The sequence below is a fragment of the Listeria kieliensis genome (assembly GCF_003369925.1).
GTDB classification, from domain to species: Bacteria; Bacillota; Bacilli; order Lactobacillales; family Listeriaceae; genus Listeria; species Listeria kieliensis_A.
Map to the genome: position 1 here is coordinate 278,289 of NZ_LARY01000001.1, position 17,467 is coordinate 295,755.

The window sequence follows — 17,467 nt, forward strand, 5'->3', positions numbered from 1 at the left end:
TACATAATTTCGTCAAAGATACTTTATATTTATGGATTTTTAAACCAAAAAGAAGAATTATACTGAGGGTACGCAGTCAAAAGGGAAGTTGGAGCAAAGGGGGACAGAAGGTGGCACAAAATCTTGGATCAAAAATCAAAGAAATGATGGCAGTCCTAGAGAGTAATAGCGTTGAGCCGCATTGGATGATGAAAATGCAACTGAAGAAAAAAAGAAGCTTTTATGTTCAAGATCCGACTAGAGTTTATTTTGTTGAGAGCGGGCAAGTATTAGTTCGAAAAATCATGCACTCGACAATAATGAAAACACCTCGAAAAGTGGATAACGAGATTTATGAGTCCTTTTCTGAGAATGAATTAGTCGCAATCGAAAATCTTTCTGATATAGGGATGAACTTTTCATTTAAAATGACAGCTGTGGAAGATACAGAGATTATTTCGATCGACAAAGAGTATTTATTAAATTTTTGCGCTAATTATTCTGAGTTTGCGGAAGTTATTCTGAAATATATTGTACAAAAATATGTTTACTATGAGGAACGAGGTCAGGTTCTTCAAGGAACGCGCTTGCAAAGGTTGCAGTGGGGCGTGTTGAATTTAACGGGTGACCAAGATAATCATGGCCTCACACATCGAGCACTTGGAAAGATTTTAAACGTGGATGAAAATTTTATCAGTTCTAATATTTACCGTTTGGAGAAGAAAAAACCTTAAATTCTAAGAGATAGAAAAGAATTTTTGGGTTTATAGGTATATCCCAGCCCCAAAAACCTAAATATCTGTGATTGGGAGTGGTTGATTAAGGCGATAAAAAAGTAGCATCCATTCAAAGTAGTAAAACAGGAGAAAGGAGGTACACACAAAACTATACACAAAGGATTGTAGAGGAAGGGGATCGTAAGAAAAAGCGCAGTCAATCCTATTTACTTAGTTAATGCCACTTAGCCTACATGCTTACACTGTTGAGAACCTTAGAAAGAATGTTGCAATTTGCCTCTACGATTTGCTTTTCGAGAGATAACTTTAGAAAAAGTATCTAAGTTAGCTAAAGAAACTGACAGTAAAGAGTATGAGTTGTGCCTTTCAACAGATGAAAGCATGACAACTTTGATGCTAAAAAAGTACACATATCAATTAAAATGGAAAAGGTGAGACAAGGTTGAAAAGTAGATTAAAACATGCAAGTAAGATTACGGCTATTGCTTTATTAATGGCCTCTGTGGGATTTAGCACCGCATATCCTGTTCAAGCAGCTGAGGGAAATAATTTAACAAAGCAAGAAATCATTGAAGAAGGAAAACAAAAAGCTGCAAAATTTGAATTGTCAGCTAAAGAGGAAAAAGCAGTTAAAGAAAACACAAGAGCGATAGTTACGGCAGATAATACAATTACATCATTAATGTTGAAAAAGAGAAATACAACGGCTAATTTGAAAACTGAATTTACGTATACTCCAAAAGCTAATGCAGCTAGTCCGTATGATGGGGGAACTTTAAATCTTTATGCGAGAATTCCAATGCAAGGGAATGTATTCAACAGAAGTATACTACCAACAAACGGAATAGAGCATATCAAAAATTTTGAAGAAGGAAACTACGGGGCACGAGTTAAGTTTGTATTTCCTAAAGGTGTAGATGCCAAGGCTATGGTTGAAACAATCGACTGGCAAGCAACTCAAAAAACAACTAAAAATGATTTTTATATCAAAGCAATTGGAATTCCTACTCCGGTGCATTTAACCTGGGGAATAAAATTTGACCAAACAAGTGTTATTGTGAATAATCAAAAACCTAATGAATTTTCTATCGTCGTTAGAGGGATTAAAAAAGCAGAAGTTAGTGACGCGGAGTGGGAAAAATATAATCCTGCTGTCACTTATGGTGCTTTAGCCTTTATCGGAGCCCTTCCAGGCGGCGGAATTTTAGGAAACATGGATGGCTGGGTAGAAGGTGCAATTAAATTTGATATGTCAAAATATCTCGGGAATACAGATGATGTTACTAAAAATAAAGAATTAACAGCTAAACGGCTCTTTCCAGATGAGAATCACATGGCTAAATATACAATGAATGTTTTAGATCAAAATGCTTTGATTGCTTCAACTTCTGGAAAAGGTAACATTAGTAAAGCGGAAGTTCGCGGAGGACATGAATATGACAATCCGCAAACATCAAATGGTGTTCCTACTTGGGATAGCTATCTTTCAATTTGGGATAACGAACAAGGATATAATACGAATACCATAGAGGAAGATCTAGTGCCGGGTGAGAAAAATGCGCTTCCTGGGAATTCTATTTTCAACCGAAATATTGCTATGAAAAATGGCGATAACTTTAATGATTTTAAAAAGAATCGTTTCGACCGGGTTATCAACTACTTTACAAAAGAAAATGTAACAAATGGCTATATAGGGTTGATTGATAGTGTTTCAGTTTCCCATACTCCTACAAAAGTAGGCAATGGAACAACAGAGGTTAAATATACAGGAAATGTAAGGTATACAGATGGGCAAACAAGGGAATTAATCCCTAACCATTTAAATGTAACGAATGGTTCTTCTTCTTCGAATACCCAAGGAAATATTTCTCCGAATGCTTATCGAGTAGGGGAACTTAACATGACAGGAGCTTATACAGGCGACGTTTCTTGGGCACGTTTGTATGTTAATGGAACTCCAGTTCGAAGTGGCGGTACATTTAACAATGGACAATTTACTTTCTACGCAGGTGGCCTAAATGTTCGTCCAAGTGATCGAGTAACATTTAATGTGTATGACAAAAACAATAAACTTCTGCAAGGAAATGTTTCGGTTCAAATTGTACAAGGCGTAACTGGGGGAGCTATTTATCCAGGAGCATACACAGTTGGAAGTTCTGGGATTTTGGGTTCTTATACTGGGGACGTTAGCTTAGCTCATCTTCTTGTTAACGGTCGTTCGATTTCTTGGGGCGGCAGCTTCTCTAATGGCCAATTTTCTTACTACGTAAAACCAGGCTCGATTAAGTTAGGCGATTTTGTGGCACTAGAAGCTTATGACAAGAGCGGTAAGAAATTAGATAGCAAATTAGTTCTGGTTAATTCAAGCAGATCGGGAGTCCTTACTTCTGCTGGACTTGTAAAGTAAAAGTATGACAAGTAAAGGAACGGTTAAAAGATAAAATAAATCAAGACAAAAAATTCGTTTAGTCTCAATAACAAAAATCAAAATAAAAGGAGAAGTCAAAATTATGCACAAAAAGTATAAGGACAATGTGAAAAAGGGCGCAGTAGCTCTACTTGCTGCTGTGACAGTTGGAAGCACTTTCTTACCTGCAACAGGGTTTGCACAAGAAGTTAAGCACTCACAACCAAGTATGGCTTCTGAAAAACAAATTTTGGATGAAGGAAAAGCAAAAGCAGCCCAAATTCAGTTAACTGAAGGACAAAAAAGAGAAGCTCAAGCGAATGCAAGAATTCTGCATTCTACAGCTGACACGAGTATTACAACTTTGATGCTTCAGCGACGAAATACTTCATATAATGAAAAAACTGAATTTGCTTACACGCCTTCAGTTAATCAAACTAGTCCATATGAAGCAGGGACGTTGACTGCTTATGGAAGAGTACCTTTACAAGGGAATGTATTAAACAGAAGTATTTTACCAACAAACGGAGCAGAACATATCAAAAATTTCCGTGAAGGAAACTATGGCGCACGGGTCAATCTTGTTTTCCCTAAAGGGGTAGACGCTAGAGCGATGATTGACACAATTGATTGGCCAGCTTCCCAAGCAAGTACAAAAGACGACTTTTATATTAAAGCAATTGGGATTCCTACACCGATTCATTTGAATTGGGGATTGACTTGGGATCGCTCTTCGATTCAGTTAAATCCAAATGCTCCAAATGAATTTTCAATCTTACTTAGAGGGATCAAACGCTCAGAAGTAACAAATGCAGAATGGAACAAATATAATCCACTCGTAACAGAAGGTGCATTAGCTTTAGTTGGCGCAATTCCTGGTGGCGGTATCCTTGGAAACATGGATGGCTGGGCTGAAGGAAAACTAAAATTTGATATGGCAAAATATAGTGGGAATACAGATGATATTACAAAAAACAAAGAGCTTACTGCTAAGCGCTTGTTCCCAGACAAATCACGTCATGCTAAGTTTACAATCAATCTTTTAGATCAGAATTCATTAATGGCTGGAGTTGGCGGCACAGGTGATATTCGTCATGCGGTTGTCAAACAAGGCCATGAACATGATAATCCGCAAACTTCAAATGGAATTTCTACTTGGGATAGCTATTTGTCAATCTGGGATAATGAAGGAACTTACAATACGAACATGTCAGAAGAAGATTTGGTTCCGGGACAAAGAAATGCGTTACCTGGAGATTCAATCTTTAATCGCCAATTAACCGTGAAAAAAGGAGAAAACTTCAACGATTTCGCACCAAAAAGATTTGATCGAGTTATCAACTATTTCACGAAACAAGACATTACAGAAGGGCATATTGGCGAAGTCAATGATGTGAGAGTTTCTCATACTCCTTCTAGAGTGCCGGATGGCAAGACCAATGTTACTTATTCAGGGGAAGTCAGTTATTTGAATGGAGAAAAGAGAGCTTTAATCCCTAACCGCTTGAGTGTAACCAATAATTCTAATTCTTCTTCTTCAAAAGGTAACATTTTCCCGAATGCATATAAAATCGGTGAAGCTAACATGACAGGAGCCTATACAGGCGACGTTTCTTGGGTACGTTTGTATATTAACGGGACTTCAATTCGTAGTGGTGGCGCTTTTAATAATGGCCAATTTACTTTCTATGCAGGTGGATTAAACATTCATCCAAGTGATCGTGTAACGTTCAACGCCTATGATAAAGATAACAATCTTCTTCAAGAAAATGTTCCGGTTCAAATTACTCAAGAATCAACACGCGGAACAATTAATCCGGTTGTCTATACACCTGGAGAAGCTACTTTAACGGGTTATTATACAGGCGATGTGTCTTTGGCTAAGCTTTATGTGAACGGCTCTAATGTGTCTGTTGGTGGAACTTTCAACAGTAATGGTTCATTCTCTTACTATGTAGGAAACAAAATTAAAGCAGGCGATAGTGTATATATCATTGCGCTTGATAAAAATGGGAAAGAACTCGACCGCAAGAATGTTCAAGTTGCAGCAGCTAGCACTTCTGGAACCATCTATCCGGTAACTTATACGGTAGGAACTTCGATGATCTCAGGTTCTTATACAGGTGATATCAGTTCGGCTCGTCTTTTTGTAAATGGTAGGTCAATTTCTTGGGGCGGCAATTTCGCTAATGGTCAATTCTCTTACTATGTAAAATCGGATCAAATTAAACCAGGCGATATTGTTACATTAGAAGCTTATGACAAGAATGGTAAAAAATTAGATAGCAAATTGGTCCCAGTTCATTCTAATTTGACAGGGGCATTTACTTTAGCAACTTATAAACTAGGAGACACAACAATCAAAGGAACTTTTAGTGGAGGCATTAGTATTGCGAAGGTTTACGTTAACGGTCAACCACAAGCGTGGGGTGGTACTTTTGGTGGTGGCTCATTTAGCTATTACATCGGAAGAGATAAAATCCGAGCATACGACAATGTGACGATTGAAGGCTATGACAAAAACAATCAATTGCTAACGACAAAAAATGTAACAATTCTACCTTAAAGAAATGTTGCTATGGAGCTAAGCATCAAGGATTTTACTTGATGCTTAGCCTTTAAAAGACTGGAGGAAATAAATTGAAGAAATGGATAATGACTTTGAGTGCGCTTTTTCTAGTATTTTTAGCGGCTTGCTCAAATAGTGCGGAAACAAAAAATGATAAAACTGAATCAAAACAAACCGTAAAAAGTGGCTCGGAAAGTAACAATAGTGATTTAAATAAAGCCATTGTTGTGAATGGACTCGAACTTACGGTGAAGCAAAATAAAAGCAGTGAGATGAAAAAAGGAGAACAAACCAAAAAACTCTATAGTTTTACCGTGAAGGGGAGAAATGTTGGGAATACCAAGTCGGGATTAGGATCGATTGATTTTGTTTTAAAAACAAAAGATGACAAAGAAATTCAAATCGATGATTCATTAGAAAATTTTGGGAATGAAATTTCTAAAGGAAAAGCAATTAGTGGACCAGTCTATTTTTCAGTAGCTGAAAAATTGAATGTACAAAAAATTGAATATAAACCAGAAGATAAAGTGCTAGCTTCTTGGGAAGTCAAATAACGGAGAGCAAAGTTCCTAATGGAGAAATTAGGCTAATTTATATATGGAAGAAGTGTTTTTGTTGAAGATAACGACCATTGGCCTCGGCTATATCGGGTTACCAACTTCACTTATGTTTGCCAAACACGGAGCAGATGTAGTTGGTGTGGATATTTCTGAGCGAACAGTAGATTTTTTGAATAGCGGCAACGTACCAATTGAAGAGCCTGGACTTGAAGCTTATTTAAACAAAGCTCTTTCGGCGCATAAATTTAAAGCAAGTCTCACGCCAGAAGCTGGAGATGTGTTTATTATCGCAGTCCCAACGCCTAATGTAGCAGGTGAATTTGGATGTGATTTGACGTATGTGAAGAAAGCTGTAAACGGGATATTGCCGCTTTTAGAAAAAGGAAATATTGTCATCATTGAATCTACCATTTCTCCGCGTACAACAGAAGATGTGATCAAGCCTTTGATTGAAAAAGAAGGCTTTCAAGTGGGAGAAGACATCTTTTTAGTTCACTGCCCAGAACGTGTTTTACCAGGAAATATTTTATATGAGCTTGTTTATAATAATCGGATCATTGGTGGCGTGACGGGAAAATGTACGGCAAAGGGGAAAGAAGTGTATGGAACTTTTGTGAAAGGGGAGTTGCTAGGCACAGCTGCAAGTGTTGCGGAACTATCAAAATTGATGGAAAACACTTACCGTGATGTCAATATTGCTCTTGCAAACGAACTCGTTCAAATTGGAGCGCGGCTAGATATTGATGCACTAAGCGTAATCGAAATGGCTAATAAGCATCCGCGTGTAAACATTCATCAACCGGGGCCAGGAGTCGGAGGGCACTGTTTAGCAGTCGATCCATATTTTATTGCTGCAGAAGTGCCGGAAGAGGCAAAGCTCATTTTGAGAGCCAGACAAATTAATCGACAGATGCCAGATTTTGTCATTCAAAAAGTGCTCGCAATTATGGCTGAAAATCAAGGTGAAACGATCACTATCTTGGGTCTTGCCTATAAAGGAAATGTGGACGATACGCGGGAAAGCCCAGCGATTCAAATTGCAGATAAGCTAAAGGCCTTGACTAATTATCAGATTCGCACATTTGATCCTTTTGTAGCCAGTTCTAGTGCGAATAGCTTAGAATCGGCGCTTGATGAGAGTGATTTAGCACTTGTTTTAACAGATCATGATGTATTTGAAAAAATACCGCAAAAAATAATTGCACGTATGCGCACTTCAATTTTATTTGATACAAAAAATTGTGTAAAAGAGACTGATGCCTTTAATAAAAGTTATAATCTTGGGAATATTTCTATTTTTAAATAAATTTATTTGAATGATAGATAAATTAGGAGAACGACATGAATGAACAAATTAGTTTGAAAAAAATGATACTTGCGATACAAAAAAACATTTGGTGGCTTGTTGGAATCATTGGAGTTACAGTGCTTGGCATGCTCATCTATCTGGAATATATTGCCGCACCGATTTATCAAGAAAACACCCAAATTTTAGTGAATCAGTCTGAAAGAGAAAAAAAGAATAGCCTTGATTCACAAACTGTAGAAGCGGACTTACAACTCGTCAACACGTATAGCGCGATTATTTTAAGCCCGCGTATTTTAAATGCAGTTGAACATGACTTAGGAAATCAGTATGACGCACAAGAACTCGCAGAGAAAATACAAGTTAAAAATGCTACTAATTCGCAGGTTATTAATATAGCTGTAGAAGATCCAGATCCTCAGATTGCGGCTCAAATTGCGAATTCCACTGCTCAAATTTTTACAGAAGAGCTGCCGAAAATTATGAAAATCGATAATGTCACGACTTTATCAGAAGCAAAAATTTCAGGTAGAGAGAAGCCTGTCGCTCCAAGGAAGACTTTAATGATGACACTGGCATTTTTTGTCGGGATTCTCTTTTCGTTCGGTTTCGTTTTTATCAAATTATTGCTGGACCGGACGTTTACTTCATCCGATGAAGTTGAAGAGTTTTTGGGATTAACAGTGTTAGGAGAAGTTTGTGCATTTCAAAATGACGATCTTCCTTCTAAAAACATAAAGGGAGGCGAATAAATACTCATGCTTCGATCAAACCAAACTGGCAAGAAACAACTAAAAGAAGACTATTCGATAATTAGTGAGCAGTTTAAATTAATTCGAACGGGCATTGATTTTTCGGAGATTGACACAAAAAAACAAGTGATTCTAATTACTTCACCAGAAAGTGGCACGGGAAAGTCGACAATTGCTTCTCATTTAGCAGTCGCCTACGCAGAAAAAGGCGTGCGGACCCTTTTAATTGATGCAGATTTAAGAAAACCTACACAGCACAAACGTTTTTCTAAGAATCTATACACGGGATTATCAAATGTCATAACTGGCGCGATCAGTTTGGAAGAAAGTTTGCAAAAAGTAGTATTAAAAAATTCATCGCTTTCGATTTTGACAAGTGGCTCCATTCCGCCGAATCCAAATGATTTACTTGCTTCCACAAAAATGAAGGATTTAATCACAAAGTTAAGAGGATCATTCGACAAGATTATTATTGATACGCCGCCTGTCACAGTTGTTTCAGATGCGCTCGTTTTAATCGATTCGCTAGACGGGGTGATACTGGTGTGCAGGTATCACAAAACGCTAAGAGAAAATGCCAAACGAGCCGTGATTCAATTGCAACGCTCGAAAACAAAATTGTTGGGCATTATTTTAAACGGTACAAAGAATGCAAAAAAATATGATTACTAGGGAGTGGGATTCGTGGAACAAAGTAAGGCTAATTTATTGTTTCAAGAAAAGGAAAGTACAGACTATATAAAATGGAAAACGCGTGTCGGCAAAATTCTAAGTTTGCTAGCATTGCTACTGCTTTCCCCCTTGTTTCTTCTGATTGCTTTGAGCATAAAAATCACAGACTGGAAGGCACCTGTTTTTTTCAAACAAGAACGTGTTGGGAAAAATGGACAAACCTTTTATATGTATAAGTTTCGAACGATGCATACAGATGCCGAAGAACAGCTTGAAAAATATTTAAGCCAAAATGAAATTGCGGGTGCGATGTTTAAGATGAAAAAAGATCCACGTGTCACAAAAATGGGACGTTTGCTTAGAAAAACGAGTTTAGATGAATTACCGCAAATTTGGAATGTCGTAAAAGGAGATATGAGTTTGGTTGGTCCTAGGCCACCTTTACCACGAGAAGTGGCTATTTACTCCGCTTACGATAAGCAACGCTTACTCATTACACCCGGTTGTACGGGGTTGTGGCAAGTCAGTGGTCGAAATGAATTGAGCTTTGAAGAAATGGTAGAACTCGATTTGTGCTATATCGCTAATCTTTCTTGGAAACTCGATTTTAAAATTTTGTGTAAGACGTTTGTCGTCCTACTGATTCCAAGAGGTGCTTACTAACAATGCAGGGAAAACGTATCCATTTGCTTGGAAGTCCTTTAGATTTGCTGACAATGGCTGAAACTCTTTTACAAATTGAAAAGCTGATTTTAAATCAAAAGCCAAGTCAACACGTGGTCATTAATGCAAGCAAAATCAATTTGATGGCGGAAAATGAAGAGCTACAAGCGATTATCGAAGAAAGCCCACTTGTAAATGCCGATGGGCAGTCTATTGTCTGGGCGGCAAGGTTTTTAGGATACCCGGTTCCTGAACGCGTGACTGGGATCGATTTATTTGAAAGCTTGGTTACTCGAGCAGCTGAAAAAGGATGGCGAGTTTACTATTTTGGTGCAGCAGAAGGAATTGTCCAAACTGTTGTGGAAAAACATCAAATGGAGTATCCCAATTTAGTCATTGCAGGATATCGAAATGGCTATTTTGAAGAAGATGAATCAAACCAAATTGCTCAGCAAATACGGGAAAGTCAAGCCGACATTTTATTTGTAGCTTTTTCCTCACCTAAAAAAGAATTTTGGATACATGCGCATAAGGAGGAGATGCAAGTTCCTTTTGTGATGGGGGTTGGGGGAAGCTTTGATGTGATTGCTGGCAAGACAAAGCGGGCTCCAAAATGGATGCAAAAAACAGGTTTAGAGTGGTTTTACCGCTTCATCCAAGAACCAAGAAGAATGTTTAAACGCTATCTTATCGGTAATTTTCGCTTTCTAACACTTGTGTTTCGCGAGAAAAGAAAACAAAGAGGAGCTATTCAAAAAGGTGAAAAAAATTCCAAGTAATATCATTTTTTTTATAGGGTTAACCATCATATTTCCCTTAGTGGATTGTGTCAATGGTTTTCTTTTGAGCAGCCATATCAACCTGCCAATTGGCATATTTTACAGGGCTTTTTATTTTCTTTATTTACTAGTCGCTATTTTTTCTTATGGCTTTCCGAGAAAATTTTATACGTTCTTAACGGTACAATGCCTTTTAGGATGCTTTTTAATTATTCTTTTCCAAAATGTAGTGTTACAAAATCCTTTTTCTTTACTCGTGAGTGATTTAGTGACCATCATCAAATTTTCTCTCTGGCTGCTTATTCCTTATTACATTTATCAAAGACGAGAAGAGTTCCGCAACATCAATTATAGCGATTTATTTCTGTTTATTAGTTTGTTTCTCGTACTCGGGCTGTTCATTCCTTACGCGCTTGACATGGGGCATTATACGTATGCAAACAGCAATGCGGGGTATAAGGGCTTCTTTTTTGCTACAAACGATATAACCATAGCTTTTATGATTGCGACAATTTTTACGGGAAGAGCCGTGACTTTGTCGATTGTGAATAAAAGAAAATGGGCTTCTCTTTTTTTACTTCTTTTATATTTGGGGTTACTGAGTAGTTTACTGCTTATCAGTACCAAAACGGGTGTTGTTTTTGGAGTGATTTACACGATTGCACTATTGATTGATTTCTTGTTTTTTGAAAAAAAGATTCAGTCGATTTACCGAATATTTATGGTGAGTTTATTCACAGTTTCGATTGCCTGCTTGATTTTTGTAGGAAAAGACTTCATTATCGGTGCCATTTCTGGAACTTATGCAAGAATTACTTATTTCTATCATTTATATGATGGCAATTTAATACGCTTACTAACCAGTTCAAGAAGTGAATATTTAAAGCTAGGCTTTCAAAGCTTTTGGGATTCAAGTAACCCTTTTAGCATTCCGTGGATCGGTTTTGGTTTTGAATATCGCTTGATCCATTTTGGTGGCGCTGGTGTGGGCGGCTTAATGGAGATGGATTTCTTTGATACTTTATTTGGGCTGGGCCTTATCGGGACTTTACTAGTTAACTCGGTTATTGGCTACTTTTTGATACTTTCTCTTCGCAGAAAGAATCTTTCGACCCATACGATTGCGCTAATCACCATTCTTTTATATAGCTTTTTTGCCGGACACGTTTTGTTTTCTGCTCTATGTACGACTTTATTAGGGTTGATCTGCGGCGGAATTATGCTGACACACACGAGAAATGACCAACTTGGAAGAAGGAGAATGTAGAATTATGACCAATCGTCGTTTGCAATGGATTGATAACGGAAGAGGCGTGGCCATGTTACTTGTCATTCTTGGCCATTTTCTTGTACTGGGTGCGAGTCGCCTCTCGTGGATCAATGTATTTTTAGTCCCTATTTATGCCTTTCATTTGCCTTTATTTTTCTTCATTTCAGGCTATTTAAGAGGACTTTCTCAAAAAAACAATAAAGCCACTTTAAGCCAAGTTATAAAAAAATATGTTAAAAGGCTTGTGCTCCCTTTCTATGGATTTAGTATACTTTCTTTTTTTTGGTTTAAATATGTGATTTCTCACTTGATGCCTACTTTTTCCTATTACGCACATTGGGATAATCAATTTCTTTTCTCAACGATTTTAGGCTTGCGAGATACACCGTATACGGCTCATATTGGAGCTCTCTGGTTTTTGTTTAGCTTGTTTTTTGTGGAAGTTCTATTTGAACTATTACTAAGAATGGGAAGGAAAGGCTATTTTGTCTATCAAATAATCGGCATAGTCCTCCTCATTTGTCTTTTTTTGACCGTAACGGTACAAGGCACGATTTGGCCGTTTAGTTTAGACACAGTGCCCACTGGCTTATTATTTTACTTTTTAGGTTATCTATATCGAAAAAAAGAACAACCATTTGCTCCCTATTTAACTAAAGGTGCATTGCTTTTTACGAGTTTATTTTTTGTGATGGTTGTTTCACTCAACTACTGGATTTCTCAAGAAAGAATCGATATTTTTCATGGCTACTATGGAAATTTTATTTTATTTTTTGCAGGAGCCGCTTCAGGGATTTTCGTGGTGCTTGTTCTACTTAAGAGATTCGGAAATAAGGATTCTCGCTTATTAAACTTCGTTGGTAGACATACGATGTTTTTCATGGCCACCCACCAAACTTATTTCATCTTGATGATTCAAATCGTCCTTTTATATTGGATGTCGTGAGGATTCAAATTTTTTATTTTAACACAGGAAGAATGGGATTTTTTTGAAGAAATTATTAATTCGCTTCGGCCAATTTTCCATTGGCTCACTTGGTGCCGCTTTACTTAACTTGATTTTGATACCCGTAACGACTTATTTTCTATCACCAGCAGAATATGGGAAAACGAGTATGTTTTTATTAGCTCAAACCTTGCTGATTTATATCATTTACCTTGGCTTCGATCAAGCCTTTACACGTGAATTTCACGCCGCGGAGAACAAAAAGCATTTACTCGTTCAAGCGATGCTAGTGCCACTTCTTTCTGCACTTGTTTTGATTGTCGGATTAAGTGTATTCGCTTCAACAGTTTCAGCGTGGCTCTTTTCAGATCCTAATTATCAGATGGCTGTTTATTTGCTCGCACTTTCCACCATTTTACTTATTTTTGAACGTTTTATTTTATTATTTATTCGAATGGAAAATCGCGCTTTAAGCTTTTCTGCTTGCAGCATTTGGATTAAATTTGCGATTTTGGCAGGAACTGTCTGCGGATTACTCTTTTTTAAACCGGTGTTCATCACCGTGGTTTATGGCATGCTGATCGGACAAATGGTGGGGGATGCTCTCCTCATTTTGTTTCATTTGAAACTTTTTCAACAGGCCTTTGAAGCTATAGACGGGGCACTGGTCAAGCAACTAGCCAAATTTGGTATCCCTGTTGCTGCAGGTACCTTTCTTTACAGCTTATTTATCGTGATTGATAAACTTTCTTTGCGTTATTTTGCTGATTTTGACGAATTAGGCATTTACACAGCAGCGTTTAAAGTCGCAAGTGCACTAATGGTTTTGCAAGTGAGCTTCGCCAATTTTTGGATTCCGACAGCTTATGAGTGGTACGAACAAAAAAAACCCATCATTTACTACAAAAAAGTAAGTGATCTCGTCATGTTCACCATTGCATTTTGTTTTCTTCTGTTGCTGCTTTTTAAAGGATTCGTTGTTGTGATTTTGTCACCTGCGTATAGTGAAGCACAGTATATTTTCCCGTTTCTTTGCTTTTATCCGCTCATGATGACGGTAAGTGAAACCACAAATTTAGGCATCGTGTTCATGAAAAAAAGCGTGTTGAATATTTATGTTTCAGTCATTGCTTTAATCGTAGCGGTAGCGCTTAATTTGCTGCTTGCCCCACGTTACGGCGCGATAGGGGCAGCTCTTGCGACAGGGACCGCTTACATTGCTTTTTTCTTAGCACGCACTTATTTTTCGATGCGGATTTGGGAAGGCTTTTCGGTGAAGCGGCACTTGATTATAACGGGACTACTATATGCTTTATCTCTTTACAACAGTATTTTTAGAGATACTTTTTTGGAAAAAGGACTTATTTTAGGTGCTCTCATTTTCTTGATGACACTTTATCGAACAGAACTCAGGCAGCTTTTTAACCTGATTCCAAGGAAAGGAATGAAAAAGATATGAATATATTAATGGTTGGGCCTGATTCAAACGAAAAGGGTGGCATAGCAACTGTTATTGATAACTTTAAGAATTATTACGTCAGTCGTGAGCACCGTTTATATTTTTTGAACTCCTGGTCTGCAGTTAGCAAAGCGCGGCGGGAATGGAAAGCCATTCGTTCTATCCGGCGTGTTATTCGTGAAAAACAAATCGATATTGTGCATTTTCATGTGGCACAAAAAGGAAGCTTTTTCCGGAAGGCTTTATTAAAAAGCTTGCTTCCCCGCCGTGTTAAAACGATCTTTCACATGCACGCCTCCCAATTTGATGTGTTTTATGAAAAAAGTAATTGGATTTTGCGATTTCGGATTCGAGAGACTTTAAGGAAGACTGACCATATTGTGGTTTTGGGCGAAAATTGGGCGAGCTATTATCGCAAATTAACTAAAACCCCCATTTCAGTTATCCCAAATGCCGTTCATGTTCCAGAAAAGTTTTCCTATGATGCAAACTCGAAAACGATCGTTACATTTGGGCGGATTGGGAAACGCAAGGGAAGCTATGACATCCTGAAAGTAGCTAAACAAATTGGGCTGCTTTTTCCGGAAATCCAATTTGTACTTTATGGAGATGGCGAAAAGGAAGCTATAATGACTGAAATTAAACAATTAAATTTAGCCAATGTGTTTCTTGGCGGTTGGGCATCCAAAAAAGATCAAGAAAAAATTTTAGCCACTAGTGTCTTACATTTTCTTCCTTCCTATCATGAAGGACTTCCGATGGCGATTTTAGAAACGATGGCAGCTGGAATTCCCAATTTGTCAACGAATGTAGGGGAAATCAGAGATGTGATCCAAGACCAGGAAAATGGGATGATTACGGATCCGGGCGATATTTTAGCGATGATCGCGCAACTGAGAGCGTTTTTAGAAAATCGATCGGTCAGAGAAGACTACAGCCAAAAGGCAAGAAAAACGATTGAATCGAACTTTTCCATTGAACACTATCATGAAGTCTGGTCAAAATTATACAGGACATTAAAAGCCTAGACTGTGCGGGATAAGAAATGAATCGGCAGATTGGATGCACTAAACTTATATCTTTGATGCGCTTTGACTGGGAACGGACGTTCTGGTATAATGAGCGTGTTGAGGAGGATTTACATCGTGAAAAAATGGTTAATTTGGGGATTAGGATTGCTGCTGTTGCTTTCTGGATGCAGCAATTTTTTAGCGTCATCTGAAGGAAGTGAGCCCAAGCTTTCAAGTGAAACACTGAAAGGTGCGCAATTTGATTTTTTTGATGTTGGACAAGGCGATAGCACCTTGATTCGCGCGGATGATGGCACAACAATTTTGATTGATACGGGGCGGCAAGATGATGATCGGATTATGACGCTTCTTGAAGAAAAACAAGTGAAGAAAATTGATTTGCTCCTTTTGACGCATCCACACGCCGATCATATTGGAAATGCGGATAAAGTCATTAAAACGTATCAGCCTAAAGAAATTTGGATGGATGGCCTAGCGTTTAATAGTTCAACTTATGAAAGAGTGATTGATGCTGCGCTTGCTTCGGATGCGCTTTATAAGGAGCCAAAAGCGGGCGACAAGGCAAGTTTTGGACCGTTTAACTTGGAAGTATTAAGTCCTAGCAAACTAAGTGGCAATGCAAATGATGATTCGATAGCGGTTCATTTGACGTATAAGGAAATCTCCGCGGTTTTCACAGGAGATGCTGAAAAAGGACGAGAAAAAGAAATGATCGAAAGCGGCTTACCGCTACAAGCTGATATTTTAGATTTAGGGCACCACGGCTCATCGACTTCCAATTCCCCGGCGTTTTTAGATAAGGTGAAACCAGAAGTTGCGATTTATTCAGCTGAAAAAGGGAATAGTTATGGACACCCACATGTTGAAGTCCTAGAATGGCTGAAAGAGCGTGATATTACGACGTATGGAACGGATGTGAATGGCACAGTCACGCTTTCAACAGATGGTAAAAAACTTAACGTTGTGACTGAAAAAGAAGGAGAAATCAAGTCGGGAAGTAGTTATTCTTCGAGCAAGAAAACGGAGGAAGCGTCGAAAACAGAAGACAGCGGAAACGAAGTGATGCCTGATTCGATCAATTTAAATACAGCGCCTGCAAAAGACTTGGAATTTTTACCTTTAATTGGGCCAGAGTTGGCGCAGAAAATTATTGCGCATCGACCTTATTCTTCTATTGATGATTTAAAGCGGATTAACGGTATCGGCAAGGGCATTGTTCGCCAAATCAAAGAGCAGGGACTTGCGACTATAAAATAGGTAGGTGGAGAAAATGAAGCGAGAAATCAAAGCGACGCTTGACAGAGTGGAAGATGGCATTGCTGTTTTTATTACTTCTGAAAGTGAAGTCTCGCTCGAGTGGCCAGAAAGTGAGCTTCCAAGCGAGATTAAGGAAGGCGATGCTGTAACAATCTGTGCTAGAATTGAGAAAGATGAAGAAGCCACGCTTGCAGGAGAGAAACGTATTGCTGATAAGTTGAAGAAATTACGCAAGAAGAATATGAATAAGTAAAGAAAGGTCTGATATTCAATGTAATATCAGACCTTTTTGCATTTAAAAAGAGGAAAAATTTTCCTGTAATTTTTGAAAGAGCTTTCGAGTGACTAAAGTAATGGGTTTACGAGACAGGAGTATTTCTTCCTGAGCTAATTCCTCAAGCTGCTCTGAAATACGATTACGTCCTGCGCGAAGGTAGCCAGCTAGAAATGAAATGCTAATATAGGTTGGAAACACGATTGTTTTATTTTCGAAGGAAAGGTCAAGGTCGCAAGCGATGCGGTAGAGTTCAAGCAACAGTTTTTGGTAAAGAGCATACTGGCTGTAATGATAGCGGGAAGAGATATTGGCCAAATGATTGATAAGTTGATTTTGGATAAATTGTTGGAGTTCTGGATCAGTCGCAATCAGAAGATGCATATAGTCCTTATTTATTTTGTAAAAAGTTCCTTTTTCAAGTCCCTTAACACGATATTCCATTAGGTTTTCTTCTTGAAATGTTTCTGTTAAGTTTTCAATACCAAAAATTGTTATTGGCTTCATGATTTTTTGTGGCATCCAGTAGCCTCGTTGATCATAGATCTCGATCAGCGCACAACCAGATTCTAAGACACCGATCGTTTTTTCTTTGTGTAAGGCGGAATACTCAAATAATTTTTTTCGAGAGGAAAAGGTTGCTTTTACAACACTAGTTTGAAAGCGTGATTCTTCTGATAGATGTGAGAGGAAATTCATCGGTCTATTAATTCTCCTACTGTGGGAACCAATCGTATTCTAGCATAGAAAGAAACGAAAAACAATTCACTTCTTCACAATTTCGACAAAATTAAGGTTCTCAACCT

Annotated in this window: 16 protein-coding genes; 15 read left to right on the forward strand and 1 reads right to left on the reverse strand. The window is 38.1% G+C overall.

Features of this window, described 5'->3' with window-relative positions; all coding sequences use genetic code 11:
• Window positions 1-110 precede the first annotated feature (110 nt).
• The 15 genes from UR08_RS01440 to UR08_RS01510 all read left to right on the forward strand — a co-directional run bounded on the left by UR08_RS01440 (window position 111) and on the right by UR08_RS01510 (window position 16,640).
• The gene (locus tag UR08_RS01440; protein WP_115751892.1) at window positions 111-713 is read left to right on the forward strand and encodes a cyclic nucleotide-binding domain-containing protein; all 603 of its coding nucleotides are present in this window, start codon (window positions 111-113) and stop codon (window positions 711-713) included.
• Between the two features lie 445 nt (window positions 714-1,158).
• Window positions 1,159-3,123 (forward strand): immunoglobulin-like domain-containing protein, encoded by a 1,965-nt coding sequence (locus tag UR08_RS01445; protein ID WP_115751893.1) that lies wholly within the window; start codon window positions 1,159-1,161, stop codon window positions 3,121-3,123.
• Between the two features lie 103 nt (window positions 3,124-3,226).
• Complete coding sequence (locus UR08_RS01450; protein ID WP_115751894.1) at window positions 3,227-5,689, forward strand: immunoglobulin-like domain-containing protein; 2,463 nt, start codon at window positions 3,227-3,229, stop codon at window positions 5,687-5,689.
• 74 nt (window positions 5,690-5,763) lie between these two features.
• Window positions 5,764-6,246 carry a DUF4354 family protein gene (locus tag UR08_RS01455; RefSeq protein WP_115751895.1) on the forward strand — a complete coding sequence of 161 codons (483 nt, stop codon included), beginning with the start codon at window positions 5,764-5,766 and terminating at the stop codon, window positions 6,244-6,246.
• Window positions 6,247-6,307: 61 nt separating this feature from the next.
• Entirely contained in the window at window positions 6,308-7,558 is a 1,251-nt protein-coding gene (locus UR08_RS01460; protein WP_115752679.1) for a nucleotide sugar dehydrogenase, read from the forward strand.
• Window positions 7,559-7,593: 35 nt separating this feature from the next.
• Window positions 7,594-8,310 (forward strand): YveK family protein, encoded by a 717-nt coding sequence (locus UR08_RS01465; protein ID WP_115751896.1) that lies wholly within the window; start codon window positions 7,594-7,596, stop codon window positions 8,308-8,310.
• A 6-nt stretch (window positions 8,311-8,316) separates the two neighbouring features.
• Window positions 8,317-8,982, forward strand: a complete 666-nt coding sequence (locus tag UR08_RS01470; protein WP_115751897.1) for a CpsD/CapB family tyrosine-protein kinase — start codon at window positions 8,317-8,319, stop codon at window positions 8,980-8,982.
• Between the two features lie 12 nt (window positions 8,983-8,994).
• Window positions 8,995-9,645 (forward strand): sugar transferase, encoded by a 651-nt coding sequence (locus tag UR08_RS01475; protein WP_115751898.1) that lies wholly within the window; start codon window positions 8,995-8,997, stop codon window positions 9,643-9,645.
• 2 nt (window positions 9,646-9,647) lie between these two features.
• Window positions 9,648-10,424 carry a WecB/TagA/CpsF family glycosyltransferase gene (locus UR08_RS01480; RefSeq protein WP_205757215.1) on the forward strand — a complete coding sequence of 259 codons (777 nt, stop codon included), beginning with the start codon at window positions 9,648-9,650 and terminating at the stop codon, window positions 10,422-10,424.
• A 268-nt stretch (window positions 10,425-10,692) separates the two neighbouring features.
• Window positions 10,693-11,691 carry an O-antigen ligase family protein gene (locus UR08_RS01485; RefSeq protein WP_420812293.1) on the forward strand — a complete coding sequence of 333 codons (999 nt, stop codon included), beginning with the start codon at window positions 10,693-10,695 and terminating at the stop codon, window positions 11,689-11,691.
• Window positions 11,692-11,695: 4 nt separating this feature from the next.
• Window positions 11,696-12,640, forward strand: a complete 945-nt coding sequence (locus UR08_RS01490; RefSeq protein WP_165849932.1) for an acyltransferase family protein — start codon at window positions 11,696-11,698, stop codon at window positions 12,638-12,640.
• Between the two features lie 43 nt (window positions 12,641-12,683).
• A complete protein-coding gene (locus UR08_RS01495; protein ID WP_115751901.1) occupies window positions 12,684-14,099 on the forward strand; it encodes a lipopolysaccharide biosynthesis protein in 1,416 nt (471 codons plus the stop codon).
• Window positions 14,096-15,127, forward strand: a complete 1,032-nt coding sequence (locus tag UR08_RS01500; RefSeq protein WP_115751902.1) for a glycosyltransferase family 4 protein — start codon at window positions 14,096-14,098, stop codon at window positions 15,125-15,127. The genes UR08_RS01495 and UR08_RS01500 overlap by 4 nt, the downstream gene beginning before the upstream one ends.
• Before the next feature lie 114 nt (window positions 15,128-15,241).
• Entirely contained in the window at window positions 15,242-16,387 is a 1,146-nt protein-coding gene (locus tag UR08_RS01505) for an MBL fold metallo-hydrolase (protein WP_420812310.1), read from the forward strand.
• Between the two features lie 13 nt (window positions 16,388-16,400).
• A complete protein-coding gene (locus UR08_RS01510; protein ID WP_240616008.1) occupies window positions 16,401-16,640 on the forward strand; it encodes a DUF3006 domain-containing protein in 240 nt (79 codons plus the stop codon).
• Window positions 16,641-16,682: 42 nt separating this feature from the next.
• Here UR08_RS01510 and UR08_RS01515 read toward each other — a convergent pair whose 3' ends face one another.
• Window positions 16,683-17,183 carry a hypothetical protein gene (locus UR08_RS01515; protein ID WP_133296329.1) on the reverse strand — a complete coding sequence of 167 codons (501 nt, stop codon included), beginning with the start codon at window positions 17,181-17,183 and terminating at the stop codon, window positions 16,683-16,685.
• Window positions 17,184-17,467 lie beyond the last annotated feature (284 nt).

What these genes read in the sequence shown, in the direction of transcription:
- UR08_RS01465 (WP_115751896.1), top strand. Translation starts at nt 7,594, where the DNA reads ATGAATGAACAAATTAGTTTGAAAAAAATGATACTTGCGATACAAAAA.
- UR08_RS01515 (WP_133296329.1), bottom strand. Translation starts at nt 17,183, where the DNA reads ATGCCACAAAAAATCATGAAGCCAATAACAATTTTTGGTATTGAAAAC.
- UR08_RS01510 (WP_240616008.1), top strand. Translation starts at nt 16,401, where the DNA reads ATGAAGCGAGAAATCAAAGCGACGCTTGACAGAGTGGAAGATGGCATT.
- UR08_RS01470 (WP_115751897.1), top strand. Translation starts at nt 8,317, where the DNA reads ATGCTTCGATCAAACCAAACTGGCAAGAAACAACTAAAAGAAGACTAT.
- UR08_RS01500 (WP_115751902.1), top strand. Translation starts at nt 14,096, where the DNA reads ATGAATATATTAATGGTTGGGCCTGATTCAAACGAAAAGGGTGGCATA.
- UR08_RS01480 (WP_205757215.1), top strand. Translation starts at nt 9,648, where the DNA reads ATGCAGGGAAAACGTATCCATTTGCTTGGAAGTCCTTTAGATTTGCTG.
- UR08_RS01490 (WP_165849932.1), top strand. Translation starts at nt 11,696, where the DNA reads ATGACCAATCGTCGTTTGCAATGGATTGATAACGGAAGAGGCGTGGCC.
- UR08_RS01450 (WP_115751894.1), top strand. Translation starts at nt 3,227, where the DNA reads ATGCACAAAAAGTATAAGGACAATGTGAAAAAGGGCGCAGTAGCTCTA.